Source organism: Verrucomicrobiota bacterium (genome assembly GCA_039027815.1).
Lineage (GTDB): Bacteria > Verrucomicrobiota > Verrucomicrobiia > Verrucomicrobiales > JBCCJK01 > JBCCJK01.
The window spans coordinates 1-15,767 of the sequence record JBCCJK010000033.1; the positions used below are offsets into that span (position 1 = coordinate 1).

Annotated in this window: 16 protein-coding genes and 1 tRNA gene; 10 read left to right on the plus strand and 7 right to left on the minus strand. The window is 62.4% G+C overall.

Annotation, left to right across the window (positions count from 1 at the left end):
* Window positions 1-297 precede the first annotated feature (297 nt).
* Genes AAF555_09360 through dgt form a run of 3 tightly spaced genes read right to left on the minus strand, consistent with a single transcriptional unit; the run spans window position 298 to window position 3,014 of the window.
* Complete coding sequence (locus AAF555_09360) at window positions 298-822, minus strand: peptidylprolyl isomerase (protein ID MEM6911775.1); 525 nt, start codon at window positions 820-822, stop codon at window positions 298-300.
* Window positions 823-861: 39 nt separating this feature from the next.
* Window positions 862-1,734 carry a tRNA glutamyl-Q(34) synthetase GluQRS gene (gene gluQRS / locus AAF555_09365; protein ID MEM6911776.1) on the minus strand — a complete coding sequence of 291 codons (873 nt, stop codon included), beginning with the start codon at window positions 1,732-1,734 and terminating at the stop codon, window positions 862-864.
* Between the two features lie 5 nt (window positions 1,735-1,739).
* Complete coding sequence (dgt, locus tag AAF555_09370; GenBank protein ID MEM6911777.1) at window positions 1,740-3,014, minus strand: dGTP triphosphohydrolase; 1,275 nt, start codon at window positions 3,012-3,014, stop codon at window positions 1,740-1,742.
* 43 nt (window positions 3,015-3,057) lie between these two features.
* On the opposite strand from dgt, the gene AAF555_09375 reads away from it, so the two are divergent.
* Together AAF555_09375 and ndk are read left to right on the plus strand one after the other, a co-directional pair.
* Window positions 3,058-3,894, plus strand: a complete 837-nt coding sequence (locus tag AAF555_09375) for a hypothetical protein (GenBank protein MEM6911778.1) — start codon at window positions 3,058-3,060, stop codon at window positions 3,892-3,894.
* A 53-nt stretch (window positions 3,895-3,947) separates the two neighbouring features.
* Window positions 3,948-4,373 (plus strand): nucleoside-diphosphate kinase, encoded by a 426-nt coding sequence (ndk, locus tag AAF555_09380; protein MEM6911779.1) that lies wholly within the window; start codon window positions 3,948-3,950, stop codon window positions 4,371-4,373.
* Here the strand turns inward: ndk and AAF555_09385 are convergent.
* The 3 genes from AAF555_09385 to AAF555_09395 are packed head-to-tail and all read right to left on the minus strand — an operon-like array spanning window position 4,367 to window position 7,003.
* Entirely contained in the window at window positions 4,367-5,314 is a 948-nt protein-coding gene (locus AAF555_09385) for a bile acid:sodium symporter family protein (protein MEM6911780.1), read from the minus strand. The genes ndk and AAF555_09385 overlap by 7 nt on opposite strands.
* Window positions 5,315-5,337: 23 nt before the next feature.
* A complete protein-coding gene (locus AAF555_09390; protein ID MEM6911781.1) occupies window positions 5,338-5,895 on the minus strand; it encodes a class I SAM-dependent methyltransferase in 558 nt (185 codons plus the stop codon).
* Window positions 5,876-7,003: an FAD-dependent oxidoreductase gene (locus tag AAF555_09395; GenBank protein MEM6911782.1), complete on the minus strand. Its 1,128-nt coding sequence runs from the start codon at window positions 7,001-7,003 to the stop codon at window positions 5,876-5,878. Before AAF555_09395 ends, AAF555_09390 begins: the two co-directional genes overlap by 20 nt.
* 44 nt (window positions 7,004-7,047) lie before the next feature.
* On the opposite strand from AAF555_09395, the gene AAF555_09400 reads away from it, so the two are divergent.
* From AAF555_09400 to AAF555_09430, 7 genes are read left to right on the plus strand one after another with little or no spacing between them, the layout of a single operon-like run.
* The gene (locus AAF555_09400; GenBank protein MEM6911783.1) at window positions 7,048-7,560 is read left to right on the plus strand and encodes a gluconokinase, GntK/IdnK-type; all 513 of its coding nucleotides are present in this window, start codon (window positions 7,048-7,050) and stop codon (window positions 7,558-7,560) included.
* On the plus strand, window positions 7,557-8,615 hold the full coding sequence (locus AAF555_09405) for an Ldh family oxidoreductase (protein ID MEM6911784.1): 1,059 nt from the start codon (window positions 7,557-7,559) through the stop codon (window positions 8,613-8,615). Before AAF555_09400 ends, AAF555_09405 begins: the two co-directional genes overlap by 4 nt.
* Before the next feature lie 12 nt (window positions 8,616-8,627).
* Window positions 8,628-10,037: a glucuronate isomerase gene (gene uxaC / locus AAF555_09410; GenBank protein MEM6911785.1), complete on the plus strand. Its 1,410-nt coding sequence runs from the start codon at window positions 8,628-8,630 to the stop codon at window positions 10,035-10,037.
* A 3-nt stretch (window positions 10,038-10,040) separates the two neighbouring features.
* A complete protein-coding gene (locus tag AAF555_09415; protein MEM6911786.1) occupies window positions 10,041-10,820 on the plus strand; it encodes an SDR family oxidoreductase in 780 nt (259 codons plus the stop codon).
* Between the two features lie 40 nt (window positions 10,821-10,860).
* On the plus strand, window positions 10,861-12,489 hold the full coding sequence (locus tag AAF555_09420; protein MEM6911787.1) for a divalent metal cation transporter: 1,629 nt from the start codon (window positions 10,861-10,863) through the stop codon (window positions 12,487-12,489).
* Between the two features lies 1 nt (window position 12,490).
* Window positions 12,491-13,546: a Gfo/Idh/MocA family oxidoreductase gene (locus AAF555_09425; GenBank protein ID MEM6911788.1), complete on the plus strand. Its 1,056-nt coding sequence runs from the start codon at window positions 12,491-12,493 to the stop codon at window positions 13,544-13,546.
* Window positions 13,547-13,558: 12 nt separating this feature from the next.
* The gene (locus tag AAF555_09430) at window positions 13,559-14,449 is read left to right on the plus strand and encodes a sugar phosphate isomerase/epimerase (GenBank protein ID MEM6911789.1); all 891 of its coding nucleotides are present in this window, start codon (window positions 13,559-13,561) and stop codon (window positions 14,447-14,449) included.
* A 25-nt stretch (window positions 14,450-14,474) separates the two neighbouring features.
* Here the strand turns inward: AAF555_09430 and AAF555_09435 are convergent, their stop codons facing one another.
* Window positions 14,475-15,371 (minus strand): ADP-ribosylglycohydrolase family protein, encoded by an 897-nt coding sequence (locus AAF555_09435; protein ID MEM6911790.1) that lies wholly within the window; start codon window positions 15,369-15,371, stop codon window positions 14,475-14,477.
* A 307-nt stretch (window positions 15,372-15,678) separates the two neighbouring features.
* On the opposite strand from AAF555_09435, the gene AAF555_09440 reads away from it, so the two are divergent.
* Window positions 15,679-15,754, plus strand: a tRNA-Ala gene (locus AAF555_09440).
* The last annotated feature ends 13 nt before the right edge of the window (window positions 15,755-15,767 follow it).

A 15,767-nucleotide genomic window follows, 5' to 3' on the forward strand; every position in this document is an offset into this window, starting at 1 on the left:
AGCTTCCATTGCGAGGCCTTCCGCTAACGCTCCAGCCCCCTCCATTCCACCTCTCCAACGACAACAAACTAACCACCTCACCCCTCACTTCAGCTTCAACTAAATCCAACTCTTTTTGGCTCCGTTAGGGAGACCACTTCAAAGAACTCAATGGCATTTGGTTGGTCCAAGACACCCCTCCAAAGCTGTTTTCAGAGATACTTGGTGGGCTCAGGGAATTAAAAGAACAGGGTAGGGGAGAATCGAGATTCCACTACATCCACCTGCTGAATCAAGTGTGAGAATGATCGGTGAGGTTTAGAACCCTTTTGCTTCGAGCGCTTGGTTCCATTTCGCTAGCTGATCGGCCTCGGCTTCGAAGAGGGCGGTGCAGTCGTCGTGGATGGTGACCTTTTTGATTTTGTCCCCGCCTTCAATGATGTCGATGACGTTTTGGCTTTCCTTGGCTTCGCCGAAGACGGTGTGTTTGCCGTCTAGCCAAGGTGTGGCGACGTGGGTGATGAAGAATTGGCTGCCGTTGGTGCCGGGGCCGGCGTTGGCCATGGAGAGGATTCCAGGTTTGTCATGCTTGAGGTGGGCTTTGCATTCGTCCCCGAATTGGTAGCCGGGGCCGCCGGAACCGGTCCCATTGGGATCGCCGCCTTGGATCATGAAGTCGGGGATGACGCGATGAAAGGTCAGCCCATCGTAGAATCCGCGCTGGGCGAGGTGGAGGAAGTTGGCGCAGGTGAGCGGGGTTTCGCTCGGGAAGAGGGTGAGGTGGATCTCGCCTTTTTCGGTGTGGAGGGTGATTTTGATGGTGAGGGGAAGCTCTTGGCTCATAAGGGAGGGGTCGGGGTGGAAGGTTGAAGTTTCAAGTTTTCAGTTTCGAGTTGGCTGCTGGGTTCGGGGAGATTCGGCCAGGTGGATGGCCAGCCGTTTTTGAAGAGTATCGGGGGTTTCGCCCTGGGCTCGGAGGTTGGCGAGGGTGAGGGATGGGTGGCGTTTGGCGAGGCGGTGGCCATTTTCGTCTCGGATGAGGCGGTGGTGCTGCCACTGTGGGACGGGGAGGCCGAGGAGTTCTTGCAGCAGCCGATGGAGGGGGGTGGCGTGGCGGAGGTCTTCGCCGCGGGTGACGAGGTCAATGCCTTGGGCGGCGTCGTCGACGACTACGGCCAGGTGGTAGGCGGCGGGGGCGTCTTTGCGGGAGAGGATGACGTCCCCCAAGGCCTCCGCCCCGCCGGTGTGGTCACCCAGGCCGATTTCATGCCAGGTGAGGGGTCCGGTTTGCGCGAGGGCTTGGGCGAGGTCGAGCCGGAGGGAGTGGGGCTGTCCTTGCGCGAGGCGATCTTGTCGCTGGGTGGGGGAGAGCTGGCGACAGGTGCCTGGGTAGAGGGGGCCTTCGGGGCCGTGGGGGGCGTTGGTGATGCGGGCGAGTTCGGTTTGGATGTCTTTGCGAGTGCAGAAGCAGGGGTAGAGAAGGTCGCGTGCGGCTAACTGGTCGAGGGCGGCTTGGTAGGCGGCGGGGCGCTCGCTTTGGCGCCAGACGGGTTGTTCCCAGGTGAGTCCCAGCCAGCGGAGGTCTTGGTAAATGGTTTCTTCGTGCTGAGGTCGCGCGCGGGCTTGATCGAGGTCTTCGAGGCGGAGGAGAAAGCGGTCGTTGCGCTCTTGGGCTCTCTCCCAGGCGAAGAGGGCGGCGTAGGCGTGGCCGAGATGGAGCCGGCCAGTGGGGCTGGGGGCGAATCTGGTCGGCATGCGCTTTATCCCAGGTCGGTCAGGCTGGCGAAGTCGGTGTCGAAGAGGCGGCGGTGCATTTTGAGGGCTCGGCGGTCCGTGAGTTCGGCGAGGGCGTCCGCCAGACGACGCGCTTTGCTGGCCTCGGTGTCCGCTTCCACGAGCAGGCGGTGGTGGTGGGGGGTGAGGAGCTGATACTCTGGTTGCTCGCTTCCGAGGTAGTTCGCCCAGAGCGGTTCCCAGAGCTGTCCGAGGAGGCGAGCCGCTTTGAAGTCGAGGAGCTGCTGGAGTTCCCGGCTTTTGAAGATGAGGTCGGTGGCGATGGCTTTGTAGAGGCGGCATTCCACTTCGATCTCCGGTTGGATGGCGAGGCGGTAGCGATAGCGCTGGGTTTGCGCGGTCAGAAAGTTGCTCTCATCGGCCAGGGAGACGGCTTGGATGAAGTCGCCTATCCGGCGGCCCAGTCGGGCTTCCAATTTGCCTTCCCGGATGCTGGCGAGGAGCCGTTCGAGGGCGTGGCTTTGGGTGGGGGCGAGGTCTTGGCCCGCGGCCCAGCGTTCGATGCGTTCGATGGTGAGGAAGCCGGCTTTCACCCCATCGGTGAGGTCGTGGATGGAGTAGGCGGTGTCGTCCGCCCAGTCCATGAGTTGGCATTCGATGGAGCGGAAGGCATTGCGGGAGGGGCCGGGGGTGTAGTCCGGGGGGAAGGCTTGGTCTCCGAGCGCGAAGTCGAGGTCGCTGGCTTGCTCGTCGTAGAGAAAATGGTTGGCCGGGGGAGCGGCTCCCTCTCGGAGGAGCTCTGCGCGGAGCGTTTTGTATTTGAGCACGCCATCGAGGAGGGCGCGGGTGGGCTGGATGCCTCGGGTTCCTTGGTAGAGGGTGCTGGTGAGAAGGCGCAAGGTCTGGGCATTGCCTTCGAAGCCTCCGTGCTGGGCCAGGAGCTGATTGAGGGTGCGTTCACCGACGTGGCCGAAGGGCGGGTGGCCGAGGTCGTGGGCCAGGCAGATGGCTTCCACGAGGTCGGGGTCGATGAAGTGGTCCTGAGCCAGGTCGGAGGAGCGCTGCTTGAGAAATTGGCAGAGGGAGCGGCCGATCTGGGCCACTTCGATGGAGTGGGTCAGGCGGGTGCGGTAGAAGTCGTATTCGCCGGCCAGAAAGACTTGGGTTTTCGATTGGAGACTGCGGAAGGCGCTGGTGTGGAGGATGCGGTCCCGGTCGATCTGAAAGGGGCTGCGGTAGTCTTCTGGGCGCTTAGCCTGGCCCAAGGTTTCGAGGTCGAAGGCTTGGTAAAAGGTGTTCACTGAATGAGTTTGCGAGGGTTCCGTCTTCAGTTTTCAGTGCCCAATGAGTTACCAGACGAGCATTCGTAGGTCGATTTTGCTTTTTCTTCTAGGGCTTTGTGGCTGTGTCGCCGAGCCGGAGACCGAGGGGACGGCGGTGGCCCCGGTGGCGAAGGCGCCTGTCGAGGTGCCTCCGGAGATTTTAGCAAAGGTGGGACAAAAGATTTGGACAAATGAGTGTGGGGGCACGGTGGCCGGGCTGACCTCTTGGAATGCGGGAGAGGACTTTGCCTCGCTCGGGATCGGACACTTCATTTGGTATCCAGGTCCGGAAGGGCCTTTCAAGGAGAGTTTCCCGGCCATGATGGCCTCCCTGCGGGCGCAGGGGGTCGCGGTGCCGGGGTGGGCGCTGGGGACGGATTGCCCGTGGCCGGACAAGCCGGCTTTCGAGGCGGACAGAGAGGGGCCGCGACAACGAGAGCTACGGGCTTTGCTTTCCCGGACGGTCATGGAGCAGACCCGTTTCATTGTGGGCCGTCTCGAGGCTTCGCTTCCCCAGATGTTGAGGGCGGCCTCGCCGGGGGAAGGCCGCGCGGTGCTGGAGGGGTTTCGCAAGCTCCAGCAGACGCCCCACGGTCTCTACGCACTCATCGATTACGTGAATTTCAAGGGAGAGGGAACCCATCCCTCGGAGCGTTACCAAGGGGTCGGTTGGGGCCTGCTGCAAGTCCTCGAAGGGATGGAAGCGGTGGTCGGGGTGGAGCAAGCGCCGCGGGCTTTTTCGCAGTCGGCCGCCCGGGTCTTGGCGCGTCGGGTGGAGTTGGCCCCCCCTTCGCGCCAGGAGGGCAAGTGGCTGGCTGGCTGGAGAAACCGCGTGACCACTTATGCTAGCCCTTTCTGAAGAAAGGGCGTTTCAACTTGAAACTCCCTGTCCGCTCGCGGACAGGGAGGCCCATGGCTACTGAGACTACGCTCATTCTTTTCAAACCCGATGCCGTTTCCAAAGGACTTACGGGAACGGTCTTGGACCGGTTCCTCAAAAAAGGCTTTCTGGTGCGGGGGCTCAAGATGATGTCCTTAAGCGACGAGCTTTTGGCCGAGCACTATTCCCACATCGCGGACAAACCCTTTTTCCCCGGCCTGAAGGCCTTCATGCAAGAGACGCCGGTCATTGCCCTGGCGCTGGAGGGGGAGAACGTGATTGCCGAAGTGCGGGACTTGCTCGGGCCGACCGATTCGACGGTCGCGGCCCAGGGCACCATTCGCGGAGACTTCGGGGTGGATATGCAGACCAATGTCTGCCACGCCAGCGACGGGCCGGATACGGCGGTGGCGGAGCTGAAGCGCTTCTTCGGCCAGGGAGAGATTTTCTCTTACTGAGTCTTCTGCCCCGCTCCCGGGTCCCGGGCTCGCCAGAAGGTGGCCAGGAGGCTGCCCAAGAGGCAGTGGTAGATGGCCGAGAGGGCGCAGGGAACCGCCACCAGAGGGTGCGCCGCAAAGTGGGCTTTGGCCAAGGCGGTGCCCAATCCGGAGTTTTGCATCCCGACTTCGATCGAGAGCGTGCGAGCATTGGCTTCGGGCAATTTGAGCCAGCGCCCGAGGGCGTAGCCGAGTCCGAAGCCGCAGAGATGGAAGACGGCCACCGAGAGAAAGAGGGTCCAGGCGGCAGCTAGGATGGCGTCTCGCTGGGTGGCCAGGATGAAGCCCACAATGGCCGCAATGAAGAAGACGGAAAAGAGGGGGGAGAGGGTCCGGATGGTGGTGGCCAAGGGGCCGGGCTGGAGGAGAAATTGATTGATGGCCACTCCCGCGAGGACGGGGAGGAGGACGATTTGCACCATCGACCCCAGCATGGCGAGAGCCTGGACTTCGACGAGGGTGCCAGCGAGCGCGCTGGTCAGCAAAGGAGTGAGCGCGACGGCCGCCAAGGTGGAGGCGGTCGTCATGAGCACCGAGAGAGGGAGATTGGCCCGGGCCAGGTAGGTGACGACATTGGAGGCCGTCCCGCCCGGACAACAACTCACCAGGATGAGGCCGACCGCGAGGTCGGTCGGGAGTTGGAAGAGGCGACCCACCCCCCAGCCCAAGAAGGGCATGACGAGAAACTGGGCCGCCACCCCGAGGGCCAGCTGGCGGGGCAAGCGGAGGACTTGGCGAAAGTCGTCGAAGGTCAAGGTGAGCCCCATGCCCAGCATGATGAGGCCGAGGCCGGGCTTGACCCAAGGACCCACCCACAACCAGTGAGAGGGAGCGAGCCAAGCCCAGAGGGAGATGAGAACGACCCAGAGGGCGAAGAGGTTCGTGAGCTGGCTGGTCTTCAGGCTGGGCGGTGGTTGGGGTGTTCCTAACGGCTTTCCGCCAAGAGGACGAAAGGAGGGTCGTTCGGGAGATTGAGAAAGCTGTATTTGGCAACTCGCAGGCTAGGCTGCTCGCTTAGATGGGCCTCGACCGCTTGGGATTCTTCCTGGCCTCCCGGATGGCCTGGGTAGCAGGTCACCAGCAGGAGGCCTTTTTTCTCCAGCCGCTCGCCCGCTTGCTCGAGGGCCCGGAGGGGGGTGGAGGGGCGGGTGGTGAGGGTTTTGGGGCCGCCGGGGAGGTAGCCAAGATTGAAGAGGATGACTTGGAAGCGGGCCTCGGGAGGGAGGTGTCGCGCGAGGTGCTGGTGGTCGCTTTGGTGAAGGTGAACTTGAGAGCTGGCCTCATGAGCTTGCAAGCGCCGCCGCGTGCTTTCGATGGCGGTGGCCTGGATGTCGAAGGCGTGGACTTGGCCCTCCGGCCCGACTTGCCTGGCCAGAAAAAGAGTGTCGTGTCCGTTGCCAGCGGTGGCGTCGAGCGCGCTATCGCCCGGGTGCAGGCGCGGGGCCACCAGTTCATGGACGAAGTCAGTCGCTTTCGGAAGCATGCTGGAATCCATATCGGGGGGTGAGCGCGGGGTCAATGGGCGCTCCCTCGACCAGATGCCGGGCCAGTTCTTGAGCGCACCAAGGGGCGTAAAGACTGCCTTTTGAACCCAAGCCATTCAAGAGATGGAGAGGGGGGTGCTGGGGGTGGGTGAGAAGCACCGGTTTGCGCCCTTCCAGGATGGGACGGACGGCGGCCCGTTGGCCCGTTACCCGGTAGGGCTGGGGGCAGAGGGGGAGCAAGCGAGCCTCGATTTGGGCGCGGGCCTCCGGAGTGGGCTCTTCGTCGAGCGGGTCCCAGGAGTAGGTGGCGCCGGTGCGATAGCGCTCTTCTGCGACGGGCGCGAGCCAGTTCCCTCGGTTGAGAATGCGCTCTTCCTGCCAACCGGGGATGGTGAGGTCGAGGATTTCTCCTTTGGCGCTGCGGAAGGGGAGGCCGCCAAACCAAGCGCCGCTGGCCTCTCGGTAGCCTCGACAGAAGACGAGGTGGCGAGCCTGGAGATCCTGGTAGTGAAGCCCTTGTGAATTTGGCTGCACGTCTTGGTCTAGGAAGGTCTCCTGGCGGTAGCTGCCGCTTTCTTGCAGGTTTTTTTGGGAGGCTCGGAGAAAGGCCTCGCTTCGCAAAAGTCCCGCGTTTCGCAGTTCCAGGAAGGCTTCGGTGTGCTGGGACACCCAATCGGCATAGAGACCTTGTTCGCTTTTTTCGCGGGCCTTGCGGGATTGAGTGGGGTGGGCGAAGAAGCGAATTAAGTGCCGTTCTTCGAAGAAGGAGGCCTTCCAAGCGCTTTCTTGGGCCCGGTAGAATCTCCGGGCCCGCGCGAAGCTTTCCGCGTAGCGCCAGGTAGGCTGGAAGTGGCGCCCGGTGACCGGGTTCATGAGACCGGCGGCCACCTGGGAAGAGGTTTCCGAGTGGCCGGAGTCGAAGACGAGCACCCGCTGACCGCGCTCCCGAAGGGCGTGCGCGAGGCAGGCGCCGGCCAAGCCGTGGCCGACCAGGAGAACATCGAAGGAGTTCGCGGTCTTGATGCCGTGACTGTGCCCGCTCCGGGTGGCGGCGGCAAGGCGGCTTCTTTTGGGGGTCGGCCGAGCGGTCCCCGGCCTGGCCAGCAAGTGCGATAAGGAGAAGAAGCGCTCGACGTTTTGTTACAGCTGTCATGTCGGAAGGCTCTCCTACGCTCGATCACCAAGTGGTGCTGATGGGGCCGTCGGGCTGTGGGAAGTCGACGGTCGGGCAGCTCTTGGCCAGGAGAGCCGGGGTCCCCTTTTTTGAGGGGGACGAGTTTCACTCGGCCTCTCATGTCGAGAAGATGTCGCAAGGGCGGGCCTTGCAGGATGAGGATCGAGAGGGTTGGTTGCAGGCTTTGAAGGAGATATTGCGCCAGCATGAAGGGAGGCCGCTGGTTTTGGCCTGTTCGGCTTTGAAGCAGTCGTATCGCGAGACACTTTCAGCGGGGCGGGCTGGCTTGCGATTTGTTTTTCTGCAAGGCTCTCGAGAACGCTTGCGGGAACGAATGCGAGAGCGGGCCGCCCAGAGTGAGCATTTCATGCCTGTGTCCTTGCTCGAGAGCCAACTGGCGATACTGGAAGAGCCTGAGCCCCCCGCTCTCACGCTTTCGATCGAGCTTTCTCCCGAAGAAATCGTGGAAAGGATCTTGGCTGCTTCATGAAGACGATCTCTCTCGAATCCCACAATGCTCTCATCCAAGCGGCTTATGAGGCGAGAGGATTTCTGCCCGAGGAGGCCAGGGACGCCACGCAGATGTGCGCGGCGGCGACCTGGCATGGGAACCAGACGCACAATGCGCTCAAGGCGCTTCACCTGGATGATCTCTTCGGCTCGCAAGAAGGAGGCTGTGTCCCGGGGGCGGAGATCGAGGTCATCGAAACGCGCTTTCGGGCTTCGGAGGTTTGGAATGCTCGCCGGAAGCTTGGGCAGTCGGTCGCTTTGCGGGCCTTCGAGCGGGCCATCGAGTTGGCTGAGGAGTATGGAGTGGGCTTGGTCAGTGTGGACAATTGCTTTCACTATCTCTGGGGGGGCGGCTATGTCATCGAGGCGGCCAAGCGGGGCTACTTGGCCTACACCAATTGCACCTCGACCCTGGCGGAGGTGGTGCCGTTTCAAGGTCGCAAGCCCACCCTCGGGACCAATCCTCACAGCTGGGGCTTTCCCACGGTGGGGGCGCTCGGCTTTCCGATTTGCATCGATTGGGCGACCTCGACCTGTGCCATGGGGCGGGTCCAGCAGCTCAAGCGGGAGGGGAAGGAGCTGCCGCCCATGGCGGCGGTGGATGCCGAGGGAGAAGTCACGAGGGACCCCGCTAAGGTGGCCGCTCTTCTGCCTTTCGGGGCCCACAAGGGCTATGGGCTTTCGCTCATCAATGAGCTGATGGCGGCCTTCATCGGTGGTTCCCTGCCGACGCTGCGGGGTGGTTCCAGGGCCTCGGCCGAGGAGAAGACCACCACTTCTTTTTTCTTTCAGATCATCCATCCGGAAGCGCTCTCAGGCGGAGCCTTTGCCGCCGGGCGAGAGCAGGCTGGGAATGTGAAAGCGGTTCTGGAAGACATTCTGGGCCCAGGCAATGAGGCGTGCCTGTGGCCGGGAGAGCTGGAGGCGCGGGCTGCCCAACGCTCCCAGGAAGCAGGGGGCTTGCTTTTTACCGAGGCGGAGCTGGCGGAGCTGAATGAGATTGCTTGCGACTTGGGCCGAGCTGCCTTGAGCTAGAAGACGCCGCCCATGTATCTCCACGACGACTTTTTTCTGACGACCTCCACGGCGAGAGAGCTGTATCATGAGGTCGCGGCCGGATTGCCCATCATCGATTTTCACACCCATCTTCCGGCGGAGGAGATTCTCGCGGATCGGCGCTTTGCCAATCTCTGGGAACTCTGGCTGGAGCACGACCACTACAAATGGCGCTTGCTGCGGGGCTGTGGGGTCGAAGAGTCGCTCATCACGGGATCGGCTTCTCCTTGGGAGAAATTCGAGGCCTTTGCCTCCGTCCTGCCTTTGGCAGTCGGCAATCCGGTCCATCATTGGGCCCACCTGGAGCTAAGGCGAGTCTTTGGAATCACCACGGTCCTCTCTCGGGAAAGCGCTCGGGCGGTCTGGGAGGAGGCGGAGGCCTTTCTCGCGACGGACCCGAGCCTGAGCGTGCGGGGTCTTCTCCGACGTTTCCGAGTGGAGCTGGTTTGCACCACGGATGACCCGACGGCGGATCTGGCTGTCCATCGGGAGCTGGCGCAGCCTGGGGTCACCCGGACCCTCCCCACTTTCCGGCCGGATCGGGCCATGGCGGTCGACCAACCGGAGAGGTTCGTCCGTTTCGTGGGGGAGCTGGCCGAGGCCAGCGGGCAGCCGGTGGAATCCTCGCGGCAGCTGGTGGAGGCGCTCCGCCAGCGCTTTGAGGCCTTTCACGAAGCGGGCTGTCGGCTCTCGGACCATGGCCTGCCCTATTGCCCGGCTGCTTTGGCTGAGGTGGGAGAGATCGACAGGATTTTTCAGCAAGTGGTCGCGCAAGGGGAAGCGGCCAGTCCCCAGCAATGGGAAGTCTTTGCGGCCCACCTGCTGGCCCAGGTGGCCACTTGGTGCCATGAGGCGGGCTGGACCATGCAGCTCCATCTCGGGCCGCTGCGCAATGTCAATCGCCCACTCTTCCAAGAGCTGGGTCCGGACGCGGGCTTCGATACCATGGGCTTTTGGCCACAGACCAAAGGCCTAGTCGAGTTCCTGGGACAGCGGCAGGACGAAGGCGCTCTTCCCCGCCTGATCGTTTACAATCTCAATCCCCAGGAAAGCGAAGCCCTTTGCTGCGCGCTGCAATCCTTCCAAGACGCCACCGTGCCGGGCAAGCTGCAATACGGGCCAGCTTGGTGGCATTTGGATCATCAAAGGGGCATTTTGGAGCAACTGGAAATCCTGCTTTCCTTGTCGGCCTTGGGGACTTCGGTCGGCATGTTGACCGATTCGCGTTCCTTCACTTCTTTTGTGCGACATGAATTTTACCGGCGACTGCTCTGCCAGCGGCTCGGCCAAGGAGTGGAGGAGGGCGAGATCCCGGGCGAGGGGGCCGCGCTCGGCGAGTTGGTGAAAGCAGTAGCTTATGGGAACGCGGCCAGCTTTTTTCAATGGCCTGCGGCCAACTAGTTTATGAATTACCTCGATTCTCTTTTTGATCTGCAAGGCAAGGTGGCCGTCGTGATGGGGGGCACGGGGGAGCTTTGTGGCGTGATGGCTTTGGGGTTGGCCCAAGCGGGCGTGAAGGTGGTTTTGGTGGGACGAGATGCGGAGAAAGCAGAGGCCAAGCTGGCGAGCCTGCGTGCGGCGGGGGGCTCGGGATCCTTCATCCCCGGAGATCTCCGCCAGAAGGAGGCCATGGCGGCCATTTTGGCTCAGGTCTGCCAGGAGCAGGGCCAAGTGGACATTCTCATCAATGGGGCCGGGGTGAACTCGGCCAGGCCTTTTCTCGAAATCGAGGGCGAGGAGTGGGAGCGGATCTTCGACGTCAATTTGGGGGCGACCGTGAGGGCCTGCCAAGTTTTTGGGACCTACTTTCTGGAGCGGGGTGCGCCTGCCTCCATCATCAATTTGGGATCGATCTCAGGTTTGAACCCTCTTTCCCGGGTCTTTGCCTACTCGGCCAGCAAGGCGGCGGTCCACAACCTCACCCGCAACTTGGCGCGCGAGTGGGCGGCCAAGAAGATCCGCGTCAACACTCTGGTGCCGGGCTTTTTCCCAGCGGAGCAGAACCGAAAGATTCTCGATCCCAGCAGAGTCGAGCAAATCCTGGCCAAGACGCCCGCCCAGCGATTTGGTGAGCCGGAAGAGCTGGTGGGCGCGACGCTTTTGTTGGCCTCTTCGAGAGCCGGTGGCTTCTTGACCGGGACCGAGCTGATCGTGGACGGCGGTTTCCAAGCCATGACCCTTTGAACGATCTCTGCGCCCGTTTCTCACCTCGACCCCCCCTCACGTGACCGAACCCGATTCCCTTACGAAAGCGCGCCAAGGCGGCTTTTTCACGAAGCTGAGCATCTACGGGAGGCTGAGCGGTCCGGCTTGGATTCAAGCGGCCGTCACGTTAGGCGGGGGCTCTTTGGTGGGAGCGCTTTATCTGGGAGTGATTGGCGGGTATGAATTTCTTTGGCTGCAACCGCTGGCGATGTTGTGCGGGATTGTCATGTTGGGGGCGATCTCGTATGTGACCCTCTCGTGCGAAGAGCGTCCTTTCCGCCTGATGCAGGACAAGGTCTCGCCCACGCTGGCCTGGGGTTGGTTGCTGGCGACGGTGGTGGCGAATGTGGTGTTCTGTGCGGCCCAATTTGGCCTGGGCCGGGGGGCGATTGAGAGCAATCTGGGAGGAGAGGGGCTTTCCCCTTTTCTCATCACGGGCGTGCTCTTCTTGCTCTCCCTGGGTTTGGTGGCGCTTTCGCAACGACCTGGACCAGCCTCCCAAGTCATCGATCATGTTCTCAAGGGCCTGGTGGGAGTGATTGTGGTGGCTTTTGTGGGCGTGGTGGGGGTGCTGATCGGCAAGGGAGCCGTACCGGTGGGGGAATTGCTGAGCGGTTTGGTGCCTGATTTCGGGGCCTTGTTCCGACCGACCAGTGAGATGGAAACAGCTATTGAGGCCACGCAGGGTCTCTCGACTTTTTGGAGCGAGTATGTCATCGCCGAACAGCGCAACCGCATCATCACGGCCTTTGGAACGGCGGTCGCGGTTAACATGACCTTCCTTTTGCCCTACACCTTGCGACGGCGCGGTTGGGGCAAAGCGCATCGGGAGCTGGCCCGCTTTGATTTGGCCTTGGGCCTGTTTCTGCCCTTTGTTCTGGGGGTGTCCGCGTTGGTGATCGCTTCAGCGGCCAGTTTTCATGCCGAGAGCGCGGATGTCCTGGACGAGGAGGGGTCGCCCCTCCCGGGGATGGAGGCGATTTTTTATGAGGTGGTCGACAAGCGCCTGGCCTTCGAGCACCAGGCGTTCGGGGCCCTCCCAGAAGAGGAAGTGATGGAGCTACGGGAAGCGCTCCCGCTGGAGGAAAAACGCTTGGCGGCCATGTTGGCCAATCGAAAAGTCGACAATCTGGCGAGGGCTTTGGAGCCTTTTCTAGGGGGCTCCTCCCAGATCATTTTCGGGGTGGGCGTGCTGGCCATGGCCATCTCCACCATGCTGGTCCACATGATGATGAATGGCTACGCCATCAGCGAGGCCTGCAATCGGGTGGGACAGGCCAAGATCTTTCTCCTGGGCGCGTCCATGCCGGCCCTGACCGGTCTGTTTTCTCCGTGGCTTTGGAGCGGGGCGTCCAAGGCCGCTATGGCGGTTCCGGCTTCGGTCACCGCCACGACTCTTTTGCCAATCGCCTACCTCGCTTTCTTTCTTTTGATGAACAGCCGGGCGGCTCTCGGTTCCGAATTGCCGCGGCGGCGGGCCGGGTTGAATGGCCTGCTTCTCGGGACGACTGGCGTGGCGACCTTGGCCTCGGTCTGGGCTCTCAGCGGGAAGGGCTCCGTCGGCATTCTCGGCATGGGGGCCTTGATCCTATTGGCCGCCATCGGGGTGCTGGGATTCCTGAAACGCAATCGCCCGCAACCAAACTAGTATGAAGTTCGGAATCATCGGATCGGGAATGATCAGCCGCTTTCATGCCCAGGCCATTTCGGAAATGGCGGGCGGGGAACTCCATGCGATTTGCGGTCGGAACCCGACCTCGACCCAGGCCTTGGCACGGGAGTTTGGGGTGGCGGCCTACCAGGAGCTGGAGGCGTTTCTTTCGGACCCCGAGCTGGAGGTGGTGACCATCGGCACCCCGAGTGGAGCGCATCTCGAGCCAGCGCGGGCCGCCTTGGAAGCGGGCAAGCACGTGGTGGTCGAGAAGCCTCTCGAGATCACGACGGAACGGATCGACCAGCTGATGGCAGTGGCTGCGGACAGCCCGGGGACGCTTTCTGCCATTCTCAATCGCCGCTTTCACCCCGGGATGGAAGCCTTCAAACAAGCCGCGGAGCAAGAGCGGTTCGGAAGGCTGGTTTCGGCCTCGGCTTACATCAAATGGTATCGGGAGCAGGCCTACTATGATTCGGCTGCCTGGCGGGGGACCTGGTCGCTCGACGGAGGCGGGGCGCTTATGAACCAGTCCATCCATACCGTGGACGCGCTTTTGCACTTGGCGGGATCGGTCAAGCGATTGACTGCCAGCGCCGTCTGCCTGGCGCACGAGCGCATCGAGGTGGAGGACCATTGTGTGGCCCTTTTGGAGTTTTCCAATGGGGCGCGGGGGGTGATTGAGGCCTCGACGGCCACCTGGTCGGCCGAGGGGCATCCAGCGCGGGTCCAGCTCGCGGGAACCGAGGGCTCGGTCTTCTTGGCGGATGAATCGTTTGAGCTGTGGGATTTCAGAGAGGCGCGCCCGGAAGACGAGGAAATTCACCGGACCCTTTTGCGAGGGAGGGAGGCGGGACTGGGTGCCAAGGATCCCAAGGCCATCGCCACCCGCCAGCATCGAGAGAATTTTGAGGAAGTGGTGCGAGCCATCCGCGAGGGGAGGGAACCGGCGACCTCGGCCGCGGAAGCGCGCAAGTCGGTGGCCTTGATCGAGGCCATCTACGCTTCCGCCCAGGCGGGGGGGGAATGGGTTAGCTTGGAGGAACAGGCGTAACGGAGAGCAAGCATGAAACTGACAGGATTTGCGGACGAAGCGGCCCGGGATTGGCCGGGTCAGATCAAGGCCACTCAGGAGCTGGGGTGGGAATGGATTTCCGCGCGCGGAGTGGGCGGAACCAACTTGCATGACTTGGAAGAGGCGGAATTTGAAAGCGTCTGCGGCCAACTGGAGGATGCGGGGCTGCGGGTGGCGGAGTTTGGTTCTTTGATTGGTTCGTGGGCCAAGTCCATCCACTCCGATTTTGCGCTCACGCTGGCGGAGATCGAGCGCTGCATTCCTCGAATGCAACGCCTCGGCGTCGAGATCGTGCGAGTGATGTCCTACGGGCAAGAGCCCTGGGGAGCGGACCAAGAAGAGGCGGAGCGGTTCCGCCGATTGCGCGAGATCGTCCGGCGTTTTCAAGATGCTGGCTTGGTGGCCGCTCATGAAAACTGCATGAACTATGGAGGATTTTCCCCGGCCCATACCCTCCGCCTGCTGGAAGAGGTGCCGGGCTTGCAGCTGATTTTTGATACCGGGAATCCCGTCTTCCAGAGAGATCGCTCCCGGCCCGTGGGTCAGGACGGGCAGCCTCCCTGGCAAGATGCTTGGCGATTTTGGGAATCGGTTCGGGAGCAGGTGGTGCATGTGCATCTCAAGGACTGCCGCTATCCCCAGCCGGGCCAGACCGAGCCAGAATATGTTTTTCCGGGAGAGGGGGATGCCTGCGTGGCGGCCATTCTGCGCGATTTGCGTGCGCGCCAGTATCAAGGCTTTTTAGCGATCGAACCCCACGTGGCGACGGTCTTTCACCTGCCGGCGGAGGAGGTCGATTGGGACCAGTGCTACCGCTCCTACCTCGAGTATGGAAGAGCCCTCGAAGCCCTGCTTGAAAAGGTCGAGCGAGACTCTCCGTGAGAGTTTTGGCTTGCCGGAAGGTCGGCTAGGCGGGGGAAAGAAGCGAGAGCAAGCGCTTCACTTCGGCGGCCGCGGTGTAGTCTTCGAACCAGTGGCTGGGCACGCCGGTTTCACCGTGTTTGGCTCCCAGCAAGAGCCCGAGCAGCAGTCCTCGGGCGGCGCTGTCCCCGCCCGCGAGCGCGTTTTGGGCAAGGCATTCCTGAGGCCTCTCTTCCAACTGGAGAGCGATCGCCAAGACGGCTGGGAAGGCGTCCGAGAGGCTGCAGGCGAGGCCGAGTTGTCTGAGAGCTTCCTGGGGAGGGAGGGCGAGAACGCTTTCGGCCTTGGCGGTCCACTCCGCGAGGGGGAGCGCAGGGTAGTCGATCCTGTGAGCGGTTTGGAAGGCGCTCCGAAAATCGTCCCCTGCCAAAATGGCTTCGGTGGCCCGCACGAAGAATTCGGCGGCGTCCAGAACGGGGGCTTGGTTGTGGGTCATGGCACATTGGGCGCGGGCGGCCTGGACGCGGTCTTCCAGGGAGAGCCCGGGCAGGACGATGAGGGGTGCGATGCGGGCAGCTCCCGCGAGATCGCGAGAGGAAGAGCCCGTCAGCTGGCCTGCTTCCAGGTTTTTCAGGGTGTCGGTGGTGGCGCCATCGCGGTAGGCTTGGCTGTCGCGCCAGAAGGTCGACCATTGCTCGCGAAAGGTCCCTAGGTCCCAGCTCCCCTTTTGCGCGAGCGACTGAAGAAGGAGGAGAGCTTGGTCGCCATAGTGGGTGAAGTCCCCTGCCGTTTTGCCCGGGTGGTAATGGCTCCGAGGGGCGTCGAAGGTGGGCAATCCTTCGGGATAGAGAGAGGAGAGTCGCTCCGCTTGGTAGATCCAGTGGGGACCGAGAGAGAGGGCATCGGCGACGAGCGAGAGTTCGAGGGCGGTTTGGCGGGACACGGTTGGGAGAAGGGAGAACTAGCGGAAACAGGGAGAGAAATCGGGGAGGTCAGGGAGTGGGCTGGCGGGTTTCAGGGTTCGGGGGAGAGGGAGCCGGTGGGTTTCCCTTCCGTCCGTTCTGGCCTGGGTGGGACGCGAAAGGGAGGCAGGCGCTTTACCACTGGATTGGGCGACGTGGCCTTGGCCGTTTCTGCTACGATGGCCCGGCTCGGGCGGGCCGAGCATAAGAGAAAATTGTGTTGGCAAAGAGGACGATCGAGGTTATCTGCCCTCCCGTCTTTTTCAGGCTTCGGATTCCACCGAAAAAGGGGCATTAGCTCAGTTGGTAGAGCGCTTCAATGGCATTGAAGAGGTCAGCGGTTCGAATCCGCTATGCTCCACCATCTTGCCAGTCGA